This is a genomic window from Nocardia sp. NPDC004573, from assembly GCF_053602135.1.
In genome coordinates, this window is the sequence record NZ_JBSGDA010000003.1 from 133,302 (window position 1) to 154,971 (window position 21,670).

Genomic DNA, 21,670 nt, shown 5'->3' on the forward strand with positions numbered 1-21,670 from the left:
CATTGCCCGACAACGAATTGCAGCATCCGATATTCCACGATGACGCCGATCAGCTGACAATGCTGACCGCCCTACTCGACAGCTTTCCCGGCCAGGCGGGCAATCCCAACGTCGTCGTGCCGATCCATCCCCGCGTCCGAGAGGTATGGGCCAAGAAGCTGATGCTCCGCGGCATCGTCGTCGTGCCGAGCCTCATGCAGGAACTGCCGGTGCCGACGGGCGAGCATCCAGAGGCGGGCTGGCTGCAGCCGATGCAGTGGATGAAACGCGACGAGTACGAGGAGCAGCGAGCAGCCCAGGCGGAGGAGCGTGCAGCGCCGACCCCCGAGCGGCAGGAACAGCGGGAGCAGCAGGCACGCCAGATGCTGCGCGTCGTCAAGCCGAGCCTGCTCGCGCAGATCGACGCGCTGACAGACCCGGAGCAGCGCGCGGCCATGGCGGCCCGCCTCGAGAAAGACATCCCCGCTCACGTCGACGCTGTGAAGGCCGCGTTGGAGCAGATCGAGCGGGCACGTGCGAAGGAGGAGAACGACAATGGCTGATCCCGTATGGCTGCCCAGCGTGCTGCGCGGGGCGGGCCTGGAGGTACGCGAGTACCCGGGCTGGCGCGACCGCGGACATGGCGACTTCGGGAACATCTGGGGTGTCGTCTGCCACCACACCGGCAGTTTCGGCGAGACCCCGCGTGGTATCGCCGAGCACCCCGATCTGGGCCTGTGCTCGCAGCTGCATTTGGACCGCAACGGCGTGTACACGGTCTGCGGCGTCGGGATCGCCTGGCACGCGGGCATGGGAGCGTACCCGGGCCTGCCGACCAACAACGCCAATGGCTGCACGATCGGCATCGAGGCAGCCAACGACGGCGGCGGGCGGCCCGGCCTGCCGCACCGAGCGAGCTGGCCGGACGCGCAGTACGACGCCTACTTCCGCGGCGTCGCCGCGATCCTGGACCACCTCGGCCAGCCCGCCTCGCACGCCATCGGCCACAAGGAATGGGCCGGTGCGTCACAAGGCAAATGGGATCCCGGCTCGATCGACATGAACATCTTCCGCGCCGACGTAGCGCGGGCAATGAACGGCGAATCGCCGCAGAGAGGAGCTGGCACCGTGTGGGGTGAGGAGTTCAAGAACTTCAAGAAGCAGTCCGTGTCCTACGGCACCGCGATCTACTACATCGACCAGATGGTCAACGCGATCGCCGACCAGGTCACGCGCGGCTGGAAGCAGCTGGGCACCAACGATAAGGGCGAGCCGCTGACGCTGGTCGATGCGCAGGCCGCGCAGAACGAGCGGCTCGCGAGCATCGAGGCCAAGCTCGACAAGCTGCTCGGGGGTGCCAAGTGAGCACCTGGAACCCGTTGCGCTACAGACCTGCCCAGATCGCGAAGGCGCTGGTCGCTGTGCTCACCGGCATCGTCGGCCTGCTCGGCCTGGCGGCATCGACCTTCACCGATGGCACGCTCGCGACGGTCGGTGCCTGGGCCACGGCCGCCGCGCTGTTCCTGACCCCGATCCTGGTGTTCCTGAAGAAGGTCGAGCCGTGGATCGGTGTGATCGAGGGTGGCCTGCCGGGCGGCGGCCGGGAGGGCTGAGCCGTGGCGACGACCGCGGCACATCGCGGCCATCCGCTGCCGCGGCCGGTGGTGCTGATCCTGTTCGTCTACGGGCTGGGCTGGGGTGCGCTGACGATCGCGGGCCGCGGCGATCGGTGGGCAGGTCCGACGTTGCAGGTAGCCCGCGAATTCGCCGGTGGTCCGATCTCGTGGGGAGCGGCGCTGATGGTGTTCTGCGCGACCGGTGCGGTCGGCATCTGGCTCGGTCGGCTGTCGGCGGTCCAGGCAGCACTGGTGAGCTGCGGCGTCTGGTCGCTCGCATTCGCGCTCTGCCTGGGCGCGGCACCGGTGGTGAATTCGCAAGCGGCACTGACCGGTGCTGTGACGTGGGGCTTCCACGCGCTGTTGTTCCTGGCCGCCGCGCGGCGAGTGCGGTGGTGAGCGTCGATGGCGGCGGCGCGCATGTGGAAGGGGCGTGATGGACGAACGGTTCATGGCCAGGCTGTTCGCGGTGCTGTCGGTGCTGGTCACCGTGGTGTGGCTGATCGGGTACCTGGCACCGATCTGGCGGCCGGACTACAAACCACCGCCGGAGCTGAACGTGATCATGATGGCGATCGTGGGCATCTTCGTCTCGCTCTACACGAAGGCCAAGAACCCAAAGGACTCGCGACAGTCGAGAGATGGGGACCGCGATGACGAGTCTTCCTGAGGCGCTGGGGCTGGCGCTGAGCAGCTTCATCACCGGCGTATTGGTCGGCCAGTTCGTCCGCTTCCGAAGGGTCGACACTGGCGGTCGCAGCCTGCTCAAGCCCGAGCTCGACAAGCGGCCCTTCGCCGGGCCGTGGTTCAAGGTGGCGGTTGTGGTGATGTTCCTTGCGGCGGTTGGGCTCACCGTCCACGCCACGGCGACACAGCGGCTGTGCAACCAGGAGTTTCAACGCACGATCACTGAGCGCGCAGCCGTCGCCGCCGACGACAACGCCGCACGTAAGGCGCAGGACCAGGCGGTCGCCGACCTTATCGCGAACGTCCTTTCGATCGAGCCCGGCCCGAACTCTCGCGAACAGAGCAGGGCCGCGCTCGGCCACTACCTCGAACAGTTCCGCGCGAACGATCTCCGCCAGCAGGAGAACGAGAAGCGGCGCGCAGCGAACCCGTACCCGAGGTGCTGACATGACGTTCCCACCCGGCGCACCGTACGACGGCACCGCTTATGGGATCTCGGCCAGCGGCGCGATCCCCGGCCTGCCCGGGCGCACTCAGGACGCCATCACCGAGCAGTTGAAGTCCACTGTCGGTGACGGCCGCTGGGGTCAGATCGAAGGCGGGATCCTGTCGATCATCGCCGCGGCGATCGCCGCAATCCTCGGCGGATTCGGCACTGTGATCGACGCGATCTTCGGCACGGTCAACAACGACTTCGTCGCCGACCTGCCGATCATCAACGACCACAGCCAGTCGATCACCGTGCTCCAGGCCCAGATCGAGCAGATGATCCTGCAGGGCTTGGCGATCAAGTTCGTGAGTAACGGCACCTACTACCCGAACCCTGAACTGCTGTCGGTCGAGATCATCGTCATCGGCGGGGGCGCGGGCGGCGCGTCCGGGCGCTGGGACATCATCCCCGACAACCGCCGCGGCGGTGGTGGCGGTGGTGGCGGTGGCGAGGTGCACCTGTCCATCCCGGCATCCCTGCTGCCGGTCGACGGCAGCGGCAACTTCCTGCCGATCCCGATCACCATCGGTGCCGGTGGCGCTGGCGGGACCGGATCGCCTAGTCCGGGGGTCGGCGGCGGCAACACGAGCTTCGGCTCTTACGTCATCGGCGGCGGCGGTCAGGGCGGCACCGGTGGTGGGGTCAACGTCAACGGCATCGGCGGCCAGGGCGGCGCGGGCATGATCCCGGGTGGAAACGGCGGCAACGGTGGCGGGTTCACCGGTGCGGGCACAACGCAGGTCCCGCCGACGGCAGGAACGCACTCCACCAGCTTCTACGACCTGCACGGCGGTGGTGGGGGCGGTGGCGGTGGTGGAGGTATCGGCAACTCTTCCGGCGCTATCCCCGGAGCGTCCGGCGGCATCGGCGGTGCGTCCGCCGGCGGCGTAGGCAACGGCGCGGCGGGCACGGCACCGAGTGCGATCGTCGCCACCGGCGGCGGTGGCGGGGCGGGCAGCAATGCAGAGTCCGGCGTCGCCGGTGGCGCGGGCGCATTCCCCGCGGGCGGTGGCGGTGGCGGCGGTGGCGGTAACGGGCCAGGCAACAACGGGGTCGGCGGGCAGGGCGGCAACGGCATCCTGTTCGTGATCGAGCGCCTGAGCTGAGATGCGCTGCACCACAGCCGTCTACACCAGCTCCGGCCTATGGACTCAGCCCGTCGGGCTGTTCGCAATCGAGGTCGTGCTGCGCGGTGGAGGCGGCGCTGGAAGCGCGTCCGTCGGGGGCGGCGGCGGCGCCGCAATGGTCACGCAACGCCGCATTGCCGCAACCGAACTACCCGCCACAGTCGCTATCACGGTCGGACCCGGCGGCACATCGGGTGGAGACGGCGGAGCCAGCAGCTTCGGCGATCTGCTCATCGCCCCGGGAGGCAAGGGTGGGGCGACCGGTGGCGCGGGCGGGCTGGTCGCTGGGATGCGCGGCGGAAACGGCGGCGGCGCCGGCCAGGCCGGGCAGTCCGTCACATCCGCCCCGGTCCGGCTGCTGGCCGCAGGCGGCGGGGGCGGCGGCTCGGGCGGCGCAGGCGGCAAGTCCGGTCTCGTCGCCGCGGGCGCCAGCAATCCGCCGTTCTGGCAGGTGGCTCAGTCCGGCGGCGGCGGCGCGGCCGGACAAGCGGGCGGGTTCCCGGCGGGCGGCGGCGGAGCTGGCGCGGCGGGCGCGGCGGGCTGCGTGACCGTCATCCATTACATCCTCGACTAAGGAGGGCGCATGGCTACGGCCACACTCCATATCGACAATGTCGGCGGCTGGGCGGGCCCGGCTCGCTGCTATCGACTCGACCCTCCCGTCCGGATCGCCGGCGTCGACCACGAGTACGTCACGGTCTGGCTGCTGGAGGCACAGCGGCACCAGAATGCCGAGGTCAACGTCGTTGCGGCGGGGGAGACCGGGGCGTCGGCGTACCCATCGCTGCACCGGCGCGGTGGATCGTATGTGCTGCACGAGGACCCGGTCACGCCCGAGCAGATCGAGGGCGCGTTCTGGCTGGCGCTGCTGATGCTCGGCGGCTACGAGATCGCGCAGGCCACGTCATGACCGTGATCAGCGAGCAGGTGTCCTCCATCGCGGGCGCGGACAACAACACCATCTTCGGATTCCAATCGATCCTCGATCGCGAAGCCTTCGATGGCACAGGCATGATCACGACCGCCCTGATCACGATGCAAGCCAGTTCCGGCGTGCTCACCACACCGGACCTCGACCCCGGCGCGACGATCGTCTACGTCGGGAGTCGCCGATACAAGATCGATATTCCGGACTCCGACACCCCGATCCGGCTGATGCCCCTGATCGCGGACGGCCTGCCCATCACGCCCGTTCAGGAGGCCAGGGCCTTGATCGCGCGCGGAAGCCTTACCTCCATCGAGGACGTCACCGAATCATGGTGGGCCGCAAACCCGCACAACCCCGGCACCCTCTACGTCCTCATCCCCGACCCCGACTGATCGGAGAATCCCATGACCATCGGCTACCTCTACGGCCCGTTCCATCAGAGCTTGCTCAACGGCGAGATCAACGTCGTCTCCCACGCGCTGAAGGCGACGCTGCACACCTCGAGTTACACCCCGAACAAGGACACCCACCGCTACCAGTCCAGCTTGACGAACGAGCTATCGACCGGCTCGGGCTACACCTCGGGCGGCCTGACGCTGTCGGGCAAGTCGCTGGCCTACGACTCGTCCACCGACACGGCATGGCTCGACTGCGATGACCTGCTGTGGGATCCGTCGTCGCTCACCGCGCGGTACTGCGTCATCTCCGACGTGAACTCCGGTAGCGCAGCGACGAACCCGCTGATCGGTCTCATCGACTTCGAGGCGAACAAGACCTCGGACAACGGGCCGTTCAAGGTGACGATCGCCGGGACCGGACTGATCAGGCTCACGGCTTCCTGATGATCGGCAAGCGCGGGGAGTCGATCCTCGACGTTCGCTACTGTCATCCGACGCGCGGCGATCTCGAGGTGCGGAAGGTGTACTTCACTCATCCCGTCCTAGGCGACATCCTCGTCTGGGACGGTACCGTCGCCGTGCTTGTCGAAGCGCCAACCCTGCTCGGCGTCGGCGCGCTCCCCGCGGCCGGGCTGGTGACCGGATCCACCATCGCAGCGGTTTCCCTCGTCGGGGCCGGTGCGCTGCCCGCGCCGTCGGCCGGCGGCGGCATGGTGATTGCCGCGCCCGCGCTTCTGGGCACCGGCGCAGCGCCGCCACCGCCCTCGGTCGACACCGGCGTGGACATCGTCGTCCCCGTGTTGCTCGGTGTCGGTTCGCTACCGACGCCGCAGTTCGGTGACTCCATCCTGGAGGCTCCCGCGTTGCAAGGCATCGGCGTGCTGCCCACCCCGTCGGTCTCCGTGGGTGCCACCATCTCGGCCCCCGCGTTGCTCGGTGCTGGCGCACTGCCCGTGCCCGCAGTGTCGGTTGGAGCCGGTGCGACGGCTCCCGCGTTGGTCGGTGCTGGCGTCCTGCCGGCACCGGCGGTGGCGGCCGGTGCCGGGGCGGCCGCGCCCGCACTCCTTGGGACCGGCGTCATAGCTGTGCCGTCGGTCGGCGCCGGTGCCACCATCGCTGCACCCGCACTGGCCGGGGCCGGTGCGCTGCCCGCGCCGACAGTGACCACAGCGGCCTTCAGCCCGATGGGCATGGACAAGCTGAACACGTTCGCAATCGGCAGCGATCAAACCGCGCTCATCCCCAGCTGGACGCCGCGCTCGGGATACCCGAACACGTCCATCGTCAGCGATGCCCTCAAGTCAAACGGCCCCAGCAACGTCGTCATCCAATGCAAGGTGACGATGACCGCGGCCTGGTTCTCCTCGACGGCGCTCACGCTGCGAATATTGAAGAACGGCACAACGATCGGCACGGCATCTCTCGCGTTCAACGCGACATCGATCACGTTCTCGCCGATCTCGACGACGCTCGCGCTGAACGACACGATCGCGCTGCAGTACACCTCGCCGTTCGGTGCCAGCGGCACGGTGCAGTCGGGCGGCACGAACACCTACGTGTACTACGACGTCGCCTGATTACCCGTCACCGGACAGCGGTCAAGGTGGCGTTCAGCAGCCGGACAGCTCCGTCGCTGGGCAGGATGTCGATCACGCTGACGTAGTTGTCGCCGAATCCGCTATCGGCATCGAGGAAATTCTGAGTCTCCGAGCACGGCAGATCCGAGCAGCGGATCACTGAGAGAGCGCCGAGTTTCGGGTCGGTCATCTCGATCGTGTACCGGCCCGGCGGGATGGCCGCCTTCGCACCGCCAGTGGGTGCGCTGCCGACGCTGAACACTCCGTTGCCCGACCATTGCGATTTTCCGCGCGCCGGTGCAGCGGTCGTGGTCGCCGGCGCAGCAGTGGTGCGCGGCGGGGTGTAGGCGTAGGTCGTCGACGGGGGCAGCGCAGCCGGGCGACCGTTGTTGGTGGCCACGGCGCGAGCCTGATTGTTGTGCGCTCGGTTGCTGTCCGCAGCGTTGCCGATCGCGAAGAGGCCGATCGCCACGATGTTCACCAACACCACGCCACCCACTACGAGCAAGGCGATACGCTTCCGATTCCTGGTCGGCGGTTCGTCCTCTTGCTTCTCGTCAGCCATCGTCGCTCCCCTCAAGTCCCCTCGTGACCGCGCGGCTACATCCTGGCAGTGCGGGGATCCTTCTGCAGTGGAATCGTGTCTATCCGCCGTGTCCTCACCTGATTGCACAGACGAATGCGCCCCAACCCGAGCACCAGGTTGGGGCGCATTCGTCGTTTCACTCCAGCTGCCGGAAGTTGCCCGGGCAGGGCCTGCAGTACCTGGGATGGCCGGGCTTACTGTTCCATCTTCTCCAGCATCCAAGTGCCGAGGGCGTACATGTCGTCAGCGGGGATGGCGCGCGTGTAGTGCAGCGGTGGGGTTATCCAGCGGAGCCGACGCCATCCACGGGCCGGGCGGATTACCCATCCGCCGTATTCACGGCGAGCGTGCCACTGGTTCTCTCCGGTGTACCCGGGCGCGCGGGAGACACCTCGGACCCAGAGATACAGGGTTTGACGCAGCCAGAGCCAGCGAGTCGACCATGTGACAGGGCCGCTACTGAGATAGAGCAGCTTCACGGGGTCAACCTAGCACTGGATGATGGCCGGGATGGTCTCCTTGCGGACCTCATTCGTCCCGGTGTCCCAGGTAGCCCGCATGACGATCTTGCCCTGCCACATGCCGGGCACGCAGTCCAACGCCATCGTGGCGACGTGACGAGTGGGATTCGGGATATCGGTAACCACGATGCGGTCACCCTTCGGCTTCGGGTTGCTGGTGCCCGACCGGTGCCACAGCTGCAATTCGATGCGGAACGCGAGCGGCGCGGGATCGCATTTCGCTGTTCCGCCGACGACGACGGCTTTGTGCAGCAGGTAGGGCTCCTTGTTGAACGCGAACGTGCAGGAACGTTCAGTTGCCTGCGCGACCGGCGTGGTGGTGAGCGTCTGCCCGGCGAGCAATGCGGCGCTGGCAGAGACAACTGTGACGGCTGCCCGAATCGCGTTGTATCCCATGGATATCCTCCATTACCTACTGCTCCCGCACCCCACGGGAGAGGTCAGAACCGCCCCCTACGGCGGATGCTCAGCACTCCCGCGATGTATCGGGCTTCATCCGGCCCGCTCTGATCAGGGTTTGCCGCGCTGCCGCCTTGCGTCGGCACTCGTCTGCGCGGCACCGGCGATGCCGTTGCATCGTTTGGTGCGCCTCCTGGACGCTGAGCTCGTGGTCCGGCGCGTCGTGCGGGAACCCGGCGGCCCACAATGCGTTGTCTATCCGGCGCTCTGCTACGCGCGCCCGAGCCGTATCAGGGTCGGTAGGGACTTGCCACCACATCGAGGCCGCGACTGCGGGCACCATCACTACGAGCGCGGCACCGAGTCCGATCGCGAAGATGATCCACCCGTTCATTCGGCATCACCCTCGTGCAGCTCCGGCGCACCGAACGCCGGGGCGATGACGGTGAACTCGTCGCCCGGCGTGCCGTCATCATCGACCAGTGCCCACGTCTGCGGCTTGTCCACAGCCATCCACAGCGGCCCATCCTTACGGGCGATAGCGAGTTTGGCAGCGTCGTCGGCTGCGAAGGTGGCGCGTACGGCTTCGAGTTCGGCCGAGGGCTGATGTTTCATCTCACCCCTCCGGGTACCGGACGTGGCCCGGGATGATCCGGACGGGGGTGACGACGCTGCACACCGCGGTGACCTCGTTCATCATGGGACCGGGCATGTAGCGCTCGTCCGCGATGACGACGGCCGCCGCGCGGTGCCCGTGGATCCGCGCGAGTAACCAGGTGCCGGGGTCGGGCTCGATCTCGTCGCCAGGGGTGAGCATTTCGATGAGCGTGTAGCCGACACGGTCGGCCAGCTCCTGGATGGTTTGCGCATCACCTTGCGGGTCTGCCGACTTGTCCCTGCGCAGATACCCGAGCGCCTTTGCCGTCATGGCCGGCCTTCCCTCGCTGCTTGTCGTGTTGGTAGGCACCCGGCGCCAGGGAAGGTCAGCTCATCGGGCGGAGGAGCGGTCGTGTGTCCGTCGTCCTGGCGCCGGGGGCCGACTTGAAGGTATGGGCGAGGAGCGCTCAGGCTCTATTGAGTTGACCGTTGTTGGCGCAACTCGTCGAGCGCCCGGTCGATGAGCGCACGTGCACGTCGGCCGTAGACGGCCTGGCGCGAGTAGTGCTCGAAAACGTTGACATAAGTTGCTATCTCGCTCGGCTGCTCAATTCGCAGGATCGCCGAGTAGGTTTCGATCTCGACCTCGGTGGTGTCGGTGATCCAGAACTCGCATATCGGCATGTACTGCCGGGCGCTCGTCGGGAGGATGCCGAGACGCACGTGCGGATAGTCGATGATCGTGAGCAGGTGGGCGAGCTGGCCCGCGAGCACCTCGGCCGGTGCGACGCCGACGCGGAGGGCGTTCTCGCACAGGATCATGTGAAAGACCCGCGCGGTGCGTAACAGCTGGGCGCGTTCCATGCGCACGGCGACCGTGTCGGCGATGTCGTCGGTTGGATAGCCCGACAGCGTCGCAATGTCGGTGAGGACCGCGGTCGCATATTCGGGGGTCTGAGCAGGGCCGGGTACGAGTGCTACAGAGAACACCCGGTGCCGCTGTGCCCGGCGCTCCTCATCGAGCACCTGGCGCTGATAGCGTGCGGTGCCGCCGCGGTGCAGCCGTCGCAACTGGACATACATCTTCTCGACGGCGCGAGTGGCGGCGAGCAGATCAGGCAGTAGATCGTCGGCGTCGCAGATTCGGCACCACGTCTCCAGATCGGCGGGCGTCGGTGTCCGGTGGCCGTTCTCGAACTTGCTGATCTTGGTGAAGTGCCAGCCCGCGAGTGCGGCCAGCTCCCGCGCGGTGAGCTTGGCATCGAGCCGGATCTCCCGCAGCCGATTACCGAGCGCCTCCCGCGCGGGCCTGGCACTGCTCGTCGTCACTGCAAGACGGGCCTGTAGCTGTCGTGCGGAACCGCGGCCGACCAGACTGCTTCGAACGATGCGCGGCACCGCGCCACGATGTCGGGATCGCGGGTGATCTCGTTGTCGATCCACTCCCCGGTGCCGGAGAAGTGGTTGAACACGACCGTCTCGTCGTCGAACAGCCAGAAGTCGACCGGCACGACCGCGAGGCCGGTCGCGCATTGGCGGGGCAGCCAGCGTATCTGCTCACCGCCGTCCTGGTTGCGGGCGATGGACCACTCATAGTGGATGTACTCCGACAGCGGCTCGGAGACCACACGAGCGCGGCGCATTCGCACGCCGCGATCGGCCATGCCGCGGGTCATCTCCAGCCACGGCGCCCACCACTCGTGCACCTGCGATTCGGTCAGCTGACCAGACCGCCACTGCTCGAACATGTCGGCCTCGTCCGGCACGCTGTATCTGTCGCGCAGCTCGAGGTGGACAGCCGACCTCTTGCACCCGGCGTGCAGGTCACTCCATTGCTGGTCGGTCAGCAGCCCCATTCGCGTCCTTCGGTAGGAATTGCACGAGCGATTTCGGTACACGCACGACGATCTCGCCTTCGGGAACGGCGATCTCGGCGAGCATGTCGGGGTCCTCTACCGGGTATCCCTGCCAGATGTACTCGGTATCGGTCTCCCATAGCCGGGGCGATCCGTTCTTGCCACTGCTACCACCGAGAAAACGTAACCCCACTGCCGTGCCTCCCACCAAGTCGTTGACCAGTGTTGCCCTGTGATCGTCGCCGCCCGGTCGCAAGGCGTCAAGACGATGGGCACGGCTCGGCTGACCGTCTGGCCGCCTGGAGCAGTAGTCCATCCCGCCGACCGCGCCGTGGCGAACACCGGTCGATCAGAGGTACCTGATCGGGGTTGATCGGTGTTGATGCCATCAACACTTGACTGAAAACCCGCAGGTCGCGAGGCTTCACCGAAAGTTGTCCGAAAGTCTCGAACCGCAGGTCAGGGGCCAGAAACCAGGGATTTTCAAGGGGTTCGATTCCCCTTAGCTCCACGCATCGAAGGCTCATGCTCATGAAGAGCATGAGCCTTTTGCGTTCCGCGTGTTTTGTGGGGGTGCAATCCCCACACCCCGCCCGGCGGGCTTCGCCCCCGGACCCCTGGCGTGTCGTGGTCACGGTGCGGGTCGGATCACGCGGGGTCCCTTAGAAGCAAATCGATGCCGCCGGATGGCTCACGGTCCGGCCCCCCGTCCGCTAGCCTAACGGCGGACATCGCTGCGCAGCGGTAATCCCCGCTGATAGGCATGCAACTTGGCCGATGCTGGGTGCAGCTTGGGTTCGGCGAGCCTCATTGAACACATAGATTCGCTTGAAGATCGCCTGGCTCGGCCTGCGCCGGACCTTGTCGCTGGCCCCATGTACATCCCGTGCCGATCGCACAGCAGCTCCAAGCAGGCAATGATGTACTGCACACCCAGCGTTCAATTGTCGGCCACCAGGCCCAGCTCGGCCGCCAGCTTCTCCCGCGTGCGCTGGATCTCGGTCAGGCGCGTTCGATCCGTGCTTGCGGCATCGCGCCGTCCTCATTCGAGAAGCTGCCTTGCAGTCGTGGGTGCGGGCGCCCGAGCAGAACAGGTAGTGATACTCGGTGCCATGCCGGTTCTTCGTCTTTTGTAGCATCATGCGTCGGATCCGGCCTTCGCGCCTGAGGAGCGCCGACGCTGCCATAGGGCCGGGACGAGGGGCGCCATCGTTCAGTCACCGTCTTCGACCAACAGCAGGTACGCCACCTCCAGATGCACGATGCATTCGTCCGGGTGGTGATGGCGGTGGATGTACAGCAGTTTTCCGGCACGTTGCACGGTGAGAGCAAGCAACTGCACCCGACACATGAATTCGGCCGGCGCGCCGTCCGCTTGGACGAACGTCTTGTGGTTCAGAGGTTCTGGCGTGGCCATCAGAGATCAATCCCGAAGCGCTGCGCAGGGGAGCACCGGCAGATCCGCCCACACGTTGTCATCGACGGTCACTGTGAGCCCCGGACAGCACTGCGCCAGTTCGTCGGCCACGCTCCTGGCCTGCGTGGCGCTGGCATGATAATCCAGCCGCAGCGCGGCGGACTCAATGCGGAAGTGCCGCAGGTCTTCCATCATCTTCCGGTTCCTCCCGTTGGCGACCGGGCCGCTACAGGGCGGTCCCAGGGTCGAGCCTGGTCCGAGTGACCGGACGGTTCTATACCGGCGGTTGCCCTGCGGGTATGCGTCCGGCGCATATTCCGCAAGCTGGCGGCGCATTAGGCTCGGGACGCTTCACAAACTTCAGCAGCTTGGGCGCGGCACCAACGACAACAGGTAAGCGAAAGGAAGCACTTTGAGTAGCACGACAATCGAAACAAACCAAGCAAAGCGGCAGCGGCACAGAGTAGCTGGCGACGTGCACTTGGTGCTTCGCCGTGGTGACACCGTGCTCTACAACTACCTCAGCCTGGGCACGAGGCGGGAGCTGCCACGGTTCCCTGGTACGGTCACGCGACCAGGGCAAACGGCGTACCGACGCCCAGAGACCCCAGGCGGTGAACCCGATGAAGCGGCGACCGTTGCCGCCACGGCGGTCACGGTAGCCAGGGAAACCAGATCCGAGCGCACCATGAACGTTGTGGTCGAAGTTGTTCGGGCGCTTGACCCGTGGCGCAACCGGCCGAGCGTCCGGATGCTCAACGATGTCCTAATGCCGTAGCCACTGCGCCACGATGTCGATGACTTCGGCCTGGTACTCCTGGCTCTTGGGGTTGAGATACTGCGGATCGTCGTGGACAGCGAAGCCGTGCTGTGAACCGTCGATCTCCACCAGTTCGACAGGTGCGGTGAACTGAGCGACCGCGGCGCGCGAGCCGTCGATCGGCACCAGCGTGTCAGCGTTGCCGTGGACGATGAGGGTCGGCGTCTTGATCTCGCCGAGCACCTCGTTCGGCTTCAGCCAGAACACTTCGTTCAGGAGTGGGCGGCCATGCTTGAGCGTCGGTGTGAACTGAATGGCGCCGGTCTCGTTCAGTTCGCGGGCAGCCTCGTCGTTGATGACGTCGGCCGTCCAGTACGGCCGGGTGTCGATAGTCCGCTTCTTGTAGTCGAACTGCGGATTGAGCAGGACCAGTCGCGCCAGTTCGTCCGGACGCTTGGCGGTGTAGTAGCCGCAGATGCCACCGCCGAAGCTCGCACCCAAGAGGCTCAGCTCGACCGCGCCGGTGGTCTCCCGGAGGTGCGCCAGACTGACGCGGATGTCGTTCAGGATCGTGGAGAGCGTCAGCTCCTCCTGTCGGCCCTCGCTCTCGCCGTGACCACGAAGATCAAAGCGAAGCGATGCCGACATCGGCCAAACCCGCGGCCAGGCGCGTGAAGAAGCCACCCTCGTCGCGGGTGACGCCCCCGCCGTGTACCAGCAGGACGGCACGCGCTGCTGGCTGCTCGGGAGTGACAAGGGTAGCTGCCAGGTGGAGGCCGTCGAGTGTGCGGATTCGGGTGGTGGCGCTGGCTGAGGGCATCGAATCAGTGAAGCAGAGGTGCGCACCCGCGACCAGGCGGCACTCATGATGTAGGACGAGAGCGCAGATCCGCACCACCCCGCTAATTTCGCCCCGGTCCGGCCCGCCCGCCCCTCCGTATCGACACCGCCCGGCACGCCCAGCTCACCTGGATTGCCGAGCTGCGTGGCAGCAACTCGAAGCAGGAATCAGCGGTCACAGCAATCCGCGGATATCGTGGCGAGGACGGAGTGGGATCGGATGCGCCGGAGTGGGTAGCAGCTCGGGCGGTCGGTTTCATTCGGGCGCGCCCGATCATGGCTCCCGAAGCGACACCCTCGCGAACGCTCGGCTGGTATACCTCAGCCGAGCGTCCGGTCAGGCTCGTGTCCAGCATTGGTCGACGCGACGATCCAAGATCCGTGACTACGCGCCGGGACCTACGCGGCGACGGTCGTGGGCGGGAGGTACATCTCGATATCGGTGGGTGAGCCGGTGTAGTGGAGGGTGCGCAGGCCGAGGCGGGCGGCGGCTTGGCAGTTGTCGGCACGGTCGTCGACGAACAGGACGCGGCCGGGATCGCGAACTCCGGTCGCGGCGAGCGCGTTTCGGTAGGTGTCGGGGTGGGGTTTGTTCATGCCGAGCCGGGCCGAGTAGAGCGCGTCGGTCAGCATCGTGCGCCAGTCGGAGGCGTCGAGGGCGTCGCTTACCGGGTGGGGTGCGTTGGAGAGCAACACCATCGGGAGATCTGCCTGCCGGGCGTGGTGGAGGAGCGCGACGACGCGGTCGTCGGTCCGGGTCCACAGCTCGGTGTCGACGGCACGCAGCCTGGTGAGCAGTTCCGAGTCCGGGCGACGGCCGAGCACGGCGGTCCAGAAGGCCGCGTCATCGAATTCGCCGGAATCGTAGGGTTCGCGGGCGCTCCAGAAAGCGTTCTGGAAGAGCCCGAGCTGGTCCGCGTGCCACCCGGCGAGCTCGGCGAGCTCACTCCACATCGGAACGGTGGGTTGCAGGCCGATGACGCCGTTGTAGTCGAAGATGACCGCGTCGAGTTCCGCGGGCTGGTGAGATAGTGCAGTAACCACCGGTACTCCAGAAGGCTCGATGAGATAGAACAGCCACGCCCGCAGCGATCGGGGGCGTGCAGCGCGCAACCGCCGATTCGGCCGTCGAAAACGGCGAAAGCGGCTGTGTGGTATGGCGATTCCCGCCTCGTTCCGTGACGAAAGAGGCGCACGAACTGTGGATCGAAGGGATGTTCCGCGAGTCGAAAAGGCTGATGGTGATGCGCGACGCTGCGCGGACAAGCCGAAACCTACCAAGGGGTACGGCAAGGTACCACTCGAAACGTGGCCTTGGTGATCCGCTCCACAAAGCGCCGTCCATAGGTCTCACCGGGCCCGCCACGCGTGGCCGCTCGCCCAGAGGCCGGACGCGTGCCGCTGGCCGTCGTAGGGCGTCGGAAAACAGGTCGAACGTGCAGGTTTCAGGTGAAGCCGCTGCAACGGTGGCCGCCGGAGTCCGGCGGTGACGATCGGCGCCACCATTACGACGTCGATGTAGTCCGGTACAGCGAGTCGTCCCAGCAATTCGAATGTTGCTGCGGTTGCGAGCATCTGGCCGAGTCTCGAACGGGCTGCCACGTGAAGGTCGCTTTGAATACGAAACCCTGCACGTTGAAGTATTCATCCTTGTTCAGCCGGCCCGTAGCCGATCGTAAGGCGTCGGTTGCATATTGGACGTCGGAATAATCAGTGTATCGGGATGATTCGTGGTCCAGACGGCTCTGAAGTGGGCGGCGCGTTGATCAGGGCCGGAATGCTTCCATGACCACGAGAGGCCCGGGGATAAAAGATGCTCACGACCCGGTAATGCGTCGCCCTTTCGAGTAAGACGGCGCACCCGAGTCTCTCGCGCTGTGGCCGTGGTAATGCGCGACCCGAAGGATAAGCGCTGCGGCACCGAAATCATCCGGTCCGACGGTCGACGATTGCCTGCGCGCCGACGAGTACTGACGGCGCCCGGCTCTTGGCGAGTTGGTCACCGCCGATCCAGAACAGGTGCCGACCGCTGCGTGCGATCGACCTTCACCGCTCGTCGGCCGAAGCGGCGCCCATTGAGCCGGGTCCGCGTGAAGGCAACGTCGGGTGGGCAGAGCCCGTGTCCTCAGGCGGTCGCGGTCCGTAGCGCGAACCAGCCCGTCTCCGGGTCGGCGAAGCCGTGGTACATGAGGCGGACTCGCTGGTCGACTTCGAAGAGGCGGTAGACCGCTAGCATCGCGCGGGCGGTGGCTTCCTGCTGGAAGTCGTCGATGCGGCGGTAGCCGATGGGGTGTTCGGGGAGTAGGGCCAGGCGGGTGAGTTCAGCGGGGTCGCTGACGTCCAGGCCGATCGGGGCGGCGTCGGTGATGTGGTGGTCGTGCAGGATGTCGTGGAGCTGATGCGGGTCGGGGCGTCCGGGCCGGAACTCCTGTAGCTCGGGCCGTAGTTTCGGGCCTGCGGCGGCCGGGCTGCCCTCGATCATGTCGATCACTTCGGCGTCGGGGGTCGGCGTGCCGGTGTCGGCGGTGAGGGGATCCTGTTCGACCACGTGCAGCATGTTGCCGCCGGGGATCAGCGGTTCTGGGGCGAGGAAGAGGGTGACCGTTGGGCAGAGGCAACCTCGGCCGACCAGGCAGACTCGCAGATGGAACGGGTCGGGCATGCGGCCCTCCTGCACGGGAACGGGCCGCTACCGGGCGGCCCTTGCTGGATCGGGACTTCTGGTTTTGCCGACCGCGGAGCGCCGCGGCGCTTCGACGGTCGACCGTGCCGCAGTTCCCCAGTCTAGGAGCCGGGCGCAGCCCGCGCATTGCTATCACCCGCCGATATCCGCGATCTGCCGAGCCGCCCCGCACGGATTCGCTGTAACGGTGTGGAGGAATGCCGGGCGGCTCGGCGGCCGAACTACGCGATGGTCGGAGGCCGGACCCGCCGACGCTCAGCTGATCCGTATCTCGACCGGCGGGGCCGCCACGTGCGGATAGTCGGTGGTCACGTCGACTTGCACGCGTCCGGAGCCGGTGGGCAAGGCGGCGAAGACGGTGGCGGACGGCTGGTTCGAAGCCGTCTTGTCGGTGACCAGGACGGGCACCGTGCCCGCGGCGCCGGTGTCGAGGTTGCGCCAGTTGGCGAACGCGGTGAAGGTGCACGGCGCGTCCGTGGGGGTCTGGTTGACGAAGTTGATGCCGAAACGGGCCGCGCCGGGAGTCCCGGTGGGCGAGGAGACGCCCGCTTCCCCATCGCCGTAGCAGGTGTCACCGAAGGTGTGGATGACGCCGATGTTCACGAACGCGGGTTCGCCCGCCGTCGCCGGTGCCGCCACCATGAACGCGCCGGCGCACAGTGTCGCGACCAGGACGCTTCGTCTCGCCAGCTGCCTGCCTTCCACTGTCGATCACGCTCCTTCTTTCGAATCGAGCACTCTCGGACGGCCATTGTGCCCCGTTTCGCACCCCGCGCGGTCCGATTCGCGCCCAGAGTCGCCGCCGTATTCGCGGACGCGCGACGGGCGGGTGAACTTAGCATCGGAACGTGGAGCGAGGATCGTTGCTGAAGGCGCGGGCGGGCGGCAAACTGCACGGCGGCAATCACGGCATCGCGCCGGAGGAGGTGGTGGCCGCGCAGCGGGCCCGCCTGCTGGTGGCGATGATCGAGGCGGCCGCGGACCGGGGCTACGCGGCGGCGACGGTGGCGGACGTGCTGAAGCGTGCCGAGGTGTCGCGGATGACCTTTTACCAGCACTTCGCGAACAAGGAGGCGTGTTTCCTCGCCGCCTACGACATGGCCGTGGAGATCGTGATGACCCGGATCGCGACAGCGCTCGCGGCCGACGGCACGCCGCTCGAACGGATAGACCGCGCACTCGACGCGTACTTCTCCACACTGGCCCAGGAACCGCAGGTCGCGAAGGTCTTCCTGGTAGAGGCGTACGCGGCGGGGAGGCCGGTGCTGGAGCGACGGCTGGCGACCCAGGCCGTGTTGGTGGACGAATTCGCCGCGACCCTCGGCGCGACCCGCCCGCATCAGCGGCTGGCGGGGGAGGCGGTGATCGGCGCGGTCGTCTCGCTGGCGACCAACCGCGTCGTCGCGGGGGACTTCGCCGCGCTGCCCGCGCTGCGCGGGCCGCTGATGTCGTCGCTGATCAAGAATCTGGTGTGAGGCCGGACAGTCGCCCGGCGACCGCGGGCAGCCGGTCGAGCATGGCCACGGTGAAATCGGCGAGCAGGGCGATGAGCCCGTCCCGGTCGACGTCGAGGCCGCCGTCCAGCCAGACCAGGACCAGTTCGGCCGCGCCGCCGGTGATCAGCTGGGAAGTCGCGGCGATCGCGGTGTCCTGTCCGTCGGGCAATTCCAGCACCAGGCGCGTCTGCTCGATGATGACGTCGGCGACCTGGCGCATGCCCGCGAAACGGCTGCGCATGAGCGCCTCGTCGCCGTAGGTCTGGGCGAACGCCACCTTCGCGCGCCGTGGGTCGTCGGTGAGTTCGACGATGAGGGCCGCGACCCCGGCGCGGATTCGGTCGGCGGGCTTGCCCGTGGTCTCGGCGATCGCCGCCTTCGCCCGGTCGAGCGCCGCCTGCTGGATTTCCGCCAGCACGCCGGAGGCGAGCGCGTCGCGATCGGGGAACGCTTCGTAGAAGAACCGTGGACCGACCTTGGCCTGCTCGCACACCCCGCGCACGGTCAATGCCGACAATCCCTGGGTGCCCATGATGTCGAGGGCCGCGTCGAGCAACCGCCTGCGCCGGTCCTCGCGGCGCTCGGCCGTGGAGGCTCCGCGGTAGGTGCCGCTGACGGTACGGGTCACCAGGCCAGCTTGACACAGCCAAAATTGGGAAACAAATGTTTACGGAAACGGTGGTTTCCTCTATCGTCGGACTATCGCAGCGTCGCGAAGGGAAGACGGTCATGAGTCTGCTTGTGCCCCAGTCGTTCGATGAGGTCTCCGGCACGATCCGCCAGGCGCGGACCACCTGGGCGTGGCACGCGCAGCGCGCGGCCGCGCGGGCGGTCGCGCATTACCCGGCGCCGGTGCGGCCGCTGGCCGATCCGCCGCCGGGTAGCGGGCTGAAACCCGTGCTCGGGGATTTCGGGCTGCCCGGGATCGGGTACAGCGTGCACGCTCTGGCCGACCCGATCGGGTTCGCGCGAGCGCGATTCGATCGCTTCGGCCCCGTGCAGTGGTTCGGCATGCTGGGACGGCGGATGGTCACTTTCGGCAGCCCCGAGGGGTACGAGGCGGTGATGCTGGACCGGAACAAGGCGCTGTCGGCGCAGCGTGGCTGGGAGTGGCTGATCGGCCCGTTCTTCCGCGGCGGATTGCTGCTGCGCGATTTCGACGACCACCTGTTCCATCGACGTGTCATGCAGCAGGCCTTCACGCGGCCGCGATTGATCGGCTACCTCGATATGACCACGCCGCGGATCACCCGTGGCCTCGCGCAGTGGGAGCCCGCCGACGACTTCCGCGTCTACCGCGCGATCAAGAAGCTGCTGCTCCAGCAGGCCACCGAAGTCTTCGCGGGCGCCGAACCCAGCGCGGGCGCGGCACGGCTGGAGCGCGCCTTCGAGGACGCGGTGCGCGGTGGGGCCGCGCTGATCCGTGCGAACATGCCGGGCGGGGTGTGGGCGCGTGGTGTGCGCGGGCGCCGGGTGCTCGAGGAGCACTTCCGCCGCGAATTGCCGGCGAAGCGGGCGGGCGATGGCAACGATCTGTTCAGCGTGCTGTGCCGGGCGAGCACCGCCGACGGCGAGACCTTCACCGACGCGGAAGTGGTCGAGCACATGATCTTCGTGATGATGGCCGCGCACGACACCAGCACCATCGCCGCGTCCATGCTCGTCTACGAACTCGGCAGGCATCCGGAATGGCAGGAGCGGCTGCGGGCGGAATCCGTCGCGCTGGGCAAGCCCGCGCTGGACTACGACGATCTCGACCGCCTGCCCTCGCTCGACCTGGCGTTCAAGGAGGCGCTGCGGGTCTACTCGCCGGTGGCGCAGCAGGTTCGCGAAACCATCGCCGACACCGACATCCTCGGTTACTACCTGCCGAAGGGGACGTTCATCCTGTGCGGCACGTACGGGCTGATGCGCAACGCGGAGTACTGGCACGACCCCGACACGTTCGACCCGGAGCGCTTCGCCGAGCACCGTCGCGAAGACCGATCGCACCGCTTCGCGTGGGCGCCCTTCGGCGGCGGGGCGCACAAGTGCATCGGCCTCTACTTCGGCGGCATGACGGTGAAGGCCGTCGTGCATCAGATGCTGTTGCGCTACCGCTGGAGCGTGCCGGACGGCTACCAGGTGCCACTGGTCGCGGGGACCGGGCCGGTGCCCGCCGACGGGCTGCCCATCCGGCTGGAGCGGATCGGCCGATGAGAATCGTCGCCGACCGCACCGTGTGCGCGGGGCACGGCATGTGCGAAGCACTGGCGCCCGATCTGTTCCGGGTCGGCGCGGACGGGATCGTCGCGCCGGTCGACCCGGGCATCTCGTCCGAGCGGGATCTGCTCGAGCTCGTCGTGGACAGCTGCCCGGTCCAGGCGCTGCGCCTGGCCTGAGGTCCGCCGCTTCGTTTTGCGTTGACCGGGGCTGGGTACCGCGAACTGCGACGCTCTAGTCCATCGACGCGAGAGGACCGGTGACACCTCATGGCCACCTGCGACACCTGCGGAAACGAGTACGACAAGACGTTCACCATCACCCGCGACGGCACGTCGGCCACCTTCGACAGTTTCGAATGCGCGATCAACGCCATGGCCCCGACCTGCACGCACTGTTCCTGCCGGATCCTCGGCCACGGCGTCGAGGCGCGTGGGGACTACTTCTGCTGCGCGCACTGCGCCCACGAAGCAGGTCACCCGGCCCTGGTCGACCACGTCTGAACCCGCTACCTAGCGGCGATGCGCGAGCGATCACCCGCGCGGTGCGTGACTTCGCCGCACCTGGAGCCCGGCGGTTTCCGCCGCGTCCGCCAGGACCGCCTCCAGCATGGCCGGAGTGAGTCGCCCGGTGAAGGTGTTCTGCTGGCTGACGTGATAACAGCCGAACAGATGCAGCGGACTCCGGCCGGTGTCGGTGGCGGCCAGTTCCACGTGCGCGCCGTGGCCGAATCGCGGTCGCGGGCGCGGCACCGCCCAGCCCGCACCCGAGAGCACCGGGAGCAAGGCCTGCCAGCCGAACGCGCCGAGTACCACCACCGAGCGGACGGTGGGTGTCAGCAGGCGCAGCTCGGTGTCCAGCCAGTGGCCGCAGCGATCCCGTTCCTCGGGCGTCGGCTTGTTGTCCGGCGGCGCGCAGTGCACCGGGGCGGTGATCCGCACGCCGTCGAGTCGCAGGCCGTCACCGCGGCCGACCGCGGTCGGCTGGTTGGCGAGGCCGACCGCGTACAGCGCGGCGTAGAGCACGTCCCCGCTGCGGTCGCCGGTGAACATGCGGCCGGTGCGGTTGCCGCCGTGCGCGGCCGGCGCGAGTCCCACGATCAGCATCCGGGCGTCCGCCGGGCCGAAGCCGGGCACCGGACGGCCCCAATACGTCTGGTCGCGGAAGGCGGCGCGCTTCTGCCGCGCGACGAGTTCGCGCCAGGCGACCAGGCGCGGGCAGGCGAAGCAGTCGGCGACCGCCGCGTCCAGGTCGGCGATGGACCGGCACACGTCAGGTCCCGGCGGCGTGGTCATCGCGTGCGGACGGCGCGGGCGCACGGCGGCGGGCGGCGGGCGGCGTCTCGTTCATCAGGCCTCCGTTCGGTGGGGCCGCGGCAGGGGCGAACCGGACGATCATGTCCACTATGCCTCAGCGCGACCGGCCGCCGCCGCCCGCCGAAGGGGGCGCGCCGGACGGCGCCGCTTCGGTCATCTGTCCAGTTCAGCGCGGTGATCGTGCGGCTGCCGACC

At 67.6% G+C, this 21,670-nt stretch carries 32 protein-coding genes; 16 read left to right on the forward strand and 16 right to left on the reverse strand.

Annotation, left to right across the window (positions count from 1 at the left end):
* The first annotated feature begins 2 nt into the window (after window positions 1-2).
* The 12 genes from ACWEKR_RS06155 to ACWEKR_RS06210 are packed head-to-tail and all read left to right on the forward strand — an operon-like array spanning window position 3 to window position 6,802.
* On the forward strand, window positions 3-542 hold the full coding sequence (locus tag ACWEKR_RS06155; RefSeq protein WP_452353570.1) for a phage gene 29 protein family protein: 540 nt from the start codon (window positions 3-5) through the stop codon (window positions 540-542).
* Window positions 535-1,344, forward strand: a complete 810-nt coding sequence (locus ACWEKR_RS06160) for a peptidoglycan recognition protein family protein (RefSeq protein ID WP_452353571.1) — start codon at window positions 535-537, stop codon at window positions 1,342-1,344. The genes ACWEKR_RS06155 and ACWEKR_RS06160 overlap by 8 nt, the downstream gene beginning before the upstream one ends.
* A complete protein-coding gene (locus ACWEKR_RS06165) occupies window positions 1,341-1,592 on the forward strand; it encodes a hypothetical protein (RefSeq protein WP_452353572.1) in 252 nt (83 codons plus the stop codon). Before ACWEKR_RS06160 ends, ACWEKR_RS06165 begins: the two co-directional genes overlap by 4 nt.
* Before the next feature lie 3 nt (window positions 1,593-1,595).
* Window positions 1,596-1,994 carry a hypothetical protein gene (locus tag ACWEKR_RS06170; RefSeq protein ID WP_452353573.1) on the forward strand — a complete coding sequence of 133 codons (399 nt, stop codon included), beginning with the start codon at window positions 1,596-1,598 and terminating at the stop codon, window positions 1,992-1,994.
* Window positions 1,995-2,031: 37 nt separating this feature from the next.
* Window positions 2,032-2,265: a hypothetical protein gene (locus ACWEKR_RS06175; protein WP_452353574.1), complete on the forward strand. Its 234-nt coding sequence runs from the start codon at window positions 2,032-2,034 to the stop codon at window positions 2,263-2,265.
* A complete protein-coding gene (locus ACWEKR_RS06180; protein ID WP_452353575.1) occupies window positions 2,237-2,728 on the forward strand; it encodes a hypothetical protein in 492 nt (163 codons plus the stop codon). The genes ACWEKR_RS06175 and ACWEKR_RS06180 overlap by 29 nt, the downstream gene beginning before the upstream one ends.
* A 1-nt stretch (window position 2,729) precedes the next feature.
* On the forward strand, window positions 2,730-3,878 hold the full coding sequence (locus tag ACWEKR_RS06185) for a hypothetical protein (protein ID WP_452353576.1): 1,149 nt from the start codon (window positions 2,730-2,732) through the stop codon (window positions 3,876-3,878).
* Between the two features lies 1 nt (window position 3,879).
* Window positions 3,880-4,473 (forward strand): hypothetical protein, encoded by a 594-nt coding sequence (locus ACWEKR_RS06190; protein ID WP_452353577.1) that lies wholly within the window; start codon window positions 3,880-3,882, stop codon window positions 4,471-4,473.
* Window positions 4,474-4,482: 9 nt separating this feature from the next.
* On the forward strand, window positions 4,483-4,809 hold the full coding sequence (locus ACWEKR_RS06195; protein WP_452353578.1) for a hypothetical protein: 327 nt from the start codon (window positions 4,483-4,485) through the stop codon (window positions 4,807-4,809).
* Window positions 4,806-5,219: a hypothetical protein gene (locus ACWEKR_RS06200; RefSeq protein WP_452353579.1), complete on the forward strand. Its 414-nt coding sequence runs from the start codon at window positions 4,806-4,808 to the stop codon at window positions 5,217-5,219. Before ACWEKR_RS06195 ends, ACWEKR_RS06200 begins: the two co-directional genes overlap by 4 nt.
* Before the next feature lie 12 nt (window positions 5,220-5,231).
* The gene (locus ACWEKR_RS06205) at window positions 5,232-5,669 is read left to right on the forward strand and encodes a hypothetical protein (RefSeq protein ID WP_452353580.1); all 438 of its coding nucleotides are present in this window, start codon (window positions 5,232-5,234) and stop codon (window positions 5,667-5,669) included.
* Window positions 5,669-6,802 carry a hypothetical protein gene (locus ACWEKR_RS06210; RefSeq protein ID WP_452353581.1) on the forward strand — a complete coding sequence of 378 codons (1,134 nt, stop codon included), beginning with the start codon at window positions 5,669-5,671 and terminating at the stop codon, window positions 6,800-6,802. Before ACWEKR_RS06205 ends, ACWEKR_RS06210 begins: the two co-directional genes overlap by 1 nt.
* A gap of 7 nt (window positions 6,803-6,809) precedes the next feature.
* Here the strand turns inward: ACWEKR_RS06210 and ACWEKR_RS06215 are convergent, their stop codons facing one another.
* From ACWEKR_RS06215 to ACWEKR_RS06280, 14 genes are all read right to left on the reverse strand, one after another.
* Window positions 6,810-7,367 carry a hypothetical protein gene (locus tag ACWEKR_RS06215; protein WP_452353582.1) on the reverse strand — a complete coding sequence of 186 codons (558 nt, stop codon included), beginning with the start codon at window positions 7,365-7,367 and terminating at the stop codon, window positions 6,810-6,812.
* 509 nt (window positions 7,368-7,876) lie between these two features.
* Window positions 7,877-8,305: a hypothetical protein gene (locus ACWEKR_RS06220; protein WP_452353583.1), complete on the reverse strand. Its 429-nt coding sequence runs from the start codon at window positions 8,303-8,305 to the stop codon at window positions 7,877-7,879.
* A 393-nt stretch (window positions 8,306-8,698) separates the two neighbouring features.
* The gene (locus tag ACWEKR_RS06225; RefSeq protein ID WP_452353584.1) at window positions 8,699-8,923 is read right to left on the reverse strand and encodes a hypothetical protein; all 225 of its coding nucleotides are present in this window, start codon (window positions 8,921-8,923) and stop codon (window positions 8,699-8,701) included.
* 1 nt (window position 8,924) lies between these two features.
* Window positions 8,925-9,236 (reverse strand): hypothetical protein, encoded by a 312-nt coding sequence (locus tag ACWEKR_RS06230; protein ID WP_452353585.1) that lies wholly within the window; start codon window positions 9,234-9,236, stop codon window positions 8,925-8,927.
* Between the two features lie 143 nt (window positions 9,237-9,379).
* Window positions 9,380-10,234, reverse strand: a complete 855-nt coding sequence (locus ACWEKR_RS06235) for a helix-turn-helix domain-containing protein (RefSeq protein ID WP_452353586.1) — start codon at window positions 10,232-10,234, stop codon at window positions 9,380-9,382.
* Window positions 10,231-10,761 (reverse strand): DUF6879 family protein, encoded by a 531-nt coding sequence (locus ACWEKR_RS06240; protein WP_452353587.1) that lies wholly within the window; start codon window positions 10,759-10,761, stop codon window positions 10,231-10,233. Before ACWEKR_RS06240 ends, ACWEKR_RS06235 begins: the two co-directional genes overlap by 4 nt.
* 1,213 nt (window positions 10,762-11,974) lie before the next feature.
* On the reverse strand, window positions 11,975-12,178 hold the full coding sequence (locus ACWEKR_RS06245) for a hypothetical protein (protein WP_452353588.1): 204 nt from the start codon (window positions 12,176-12,178) through the stop codon (window positions 11,975-11,977).
* A gap of 6 nt (window positions 12,179-12,184) precedes the next feature.
* Entirely contained in the window at window positions 12,185-12,373 is a 189-nt protein-coding gene (locus tag ACWEKR_RS06250; RefSeq protein WP_452353589.1) for a hypothetical protein, read from the reverse strand.
* A gap of 571 nt (window positions 12,374-12,944) precedes the next feature.
* A complete protein-coding gene (locus ACWEKR_RS06255; RefSeq protein WP_452353590.1) occupies window positions 12,945-13,586 on the reverse strand; it encodes an alpha/beta hydrolase in 642 nt (213 codons plus the stop codon).
* Window positions 13,564-13,758, reverse strand: coding sequence for a hypothetical protein (locus ACWEKR_RS06260; RefSeq protein ID WP_452353591.1), 195 nt, complete (start codon window positions 13,756-13,758; stop codon window positions 13,564-13,566). The genes ACWEKR_RS06255 and ACWEKR_RS06260 overlap by 23 nt, the downstream gene beginning before the upstream one ends.
* 419 nt (window positions 13,759-14,177) lie before the next feature.
* On the reverse strand, window positions 14,178-14,822 hold the full coding sequence (locus ACWEKR_RS06265) for an HAD family hydrolase (RefSeq protein ID WP_452353592.1): 645 nt from the start codon (window positions 14,820-14,822) through the stop codon (window positions 14,178-14,180).
* A 306-nt stretch (window positions 14,823-15,128) separates the two neighbouring features.
* A complete protein-coding gene (locus ACWEKR_RS06270; protein ID WP_452353593.1) occupies window positions 15,129-15,353 on the reverse strand; it encodes a hypothetical protein in 225 nt (74 codons plus the stop codon).
* A 550-nt stretch (window positions 15,354-15,903) separates the two neighbouring features.
* Window positions 15,904-16,440, reverse strand: a complete 537-nt coding sequence (locus ACWEKR_RS06275) for a hypothetical protein (RefSeq protein ID WP_159842936.1) — start codon at window positions 16,438-16,440, stop codon at window positions 15,904-15,906.
* Between the two features lie 276 nt (window positions 16,441-16,716).
* Window positions 16,717-17,166, reverse strand: a complete 450-nt coding sequence (locus tag ACWEKR_RS06280; protein WP_452353594.1) for a hypothetical protein — start codon at window positions 17,164-17,166, stop codon at window positions 16,717-16,719.
* A 143-nt stretch (window positions 17,167-17,309) separates the two neighbouring features.
* Here ACWEKR_RS06280 and ACWEKR_RS06285 point away from each other — a divergent pair, with 143 nt between their 5' ends.
* Complete coding sequence (locus ACWEKR_RS06285) at window positions 17,310-17,936, forward strand: TetR/AcrR family transcriptional regulator (RefSeq protein ID WP_452353595.1); 627 nt, start codon at window positions 17,310-17,312, stop codon at window positions 17,934-17,936.
* Here ACWEKR_RS06285 and ACWEKR_RS06290 read toward each other — a convergent pair.
* Window positions 17,920-18,585, reverse strand: coding sequence for a TetR/AcrR family transcriptional regulator (locus ACWEKR_RS06290; protein WP_452353596.1), 666 nt, complete (start codon window positions 18,583-18,585; stop codon window positions 17,920-17,922). The two genes, ACWEKR_RS06285 and ACWEKR_RS06290, sit on opposite strands and share 17 nt — an antisense overlap.
* Before the next feature lie 101 nt (window positions 18,586-18,686).
* Between ACWEKR_RS06290 and ACWEKR_RS06295 the strand changes: the two genes are divergently transcribed.
* From ACWEKR_RS06295 to ACWEKR_RS06305, 3 genes are all read left to right on the forward strand, one after another.
* Complete coding sequence (locus tag ACWEKR_RS06295) at window positions 18,687-20,156, forward strand: cytochrome P450 (RefSeq protein ID WP_452353597.1); 1,470 nt, start codon at window positions 18,687-18,689, stop codon at window positions 20,154-20,156.
* Window positions 20,153-20,338, forward strand: a complete 186-nt coding sequence (locus ACWEKR_RS06300; RefSeq protein WP_452353598.1) for a ferredoxin — start codon at window positions 20,153-20,155, stop codon at window positions 20,336-20,338. The genes ACWEKR_RS06295 and ACWEKR_RS06300 overlap by 4 nt, the downstream gene beginning before the upstream one ends.
* A gap of 90 nt (window positions 20,339-20,428) precedes the next feature.
* On the forward strand, window positions 20,429-20,662 hold the full coding sequence (locus ACWEKR_RS06305) for a hypothetical protein (RefSeq protein WP_159842948.1): 234 nt from the start codon (window positions 20,429-20,431) through the stop codon (window positions 20,660-20,662).
* Window positions 20,663-20,692: 30 nt separating this feature from the next.
* On the opposite strand, the gene ACWEKR_RS06310 is transcribed toward ACWEKR_RS06305, so the two are convergent.
* Window positions 20,693-21,454, reverse strand: coding sequence for a uracil-DNA glycosylase (locus ACWEKR_RS06310; RefSeq protein WP_452353599.1), 762 nt, complete (start codon window positions 21,452-21,454; stop codon window positions 20,693-20,695).
* Between the last annotated feature and the right edge of the window lie 216 nt (window positions 21,455-21,670).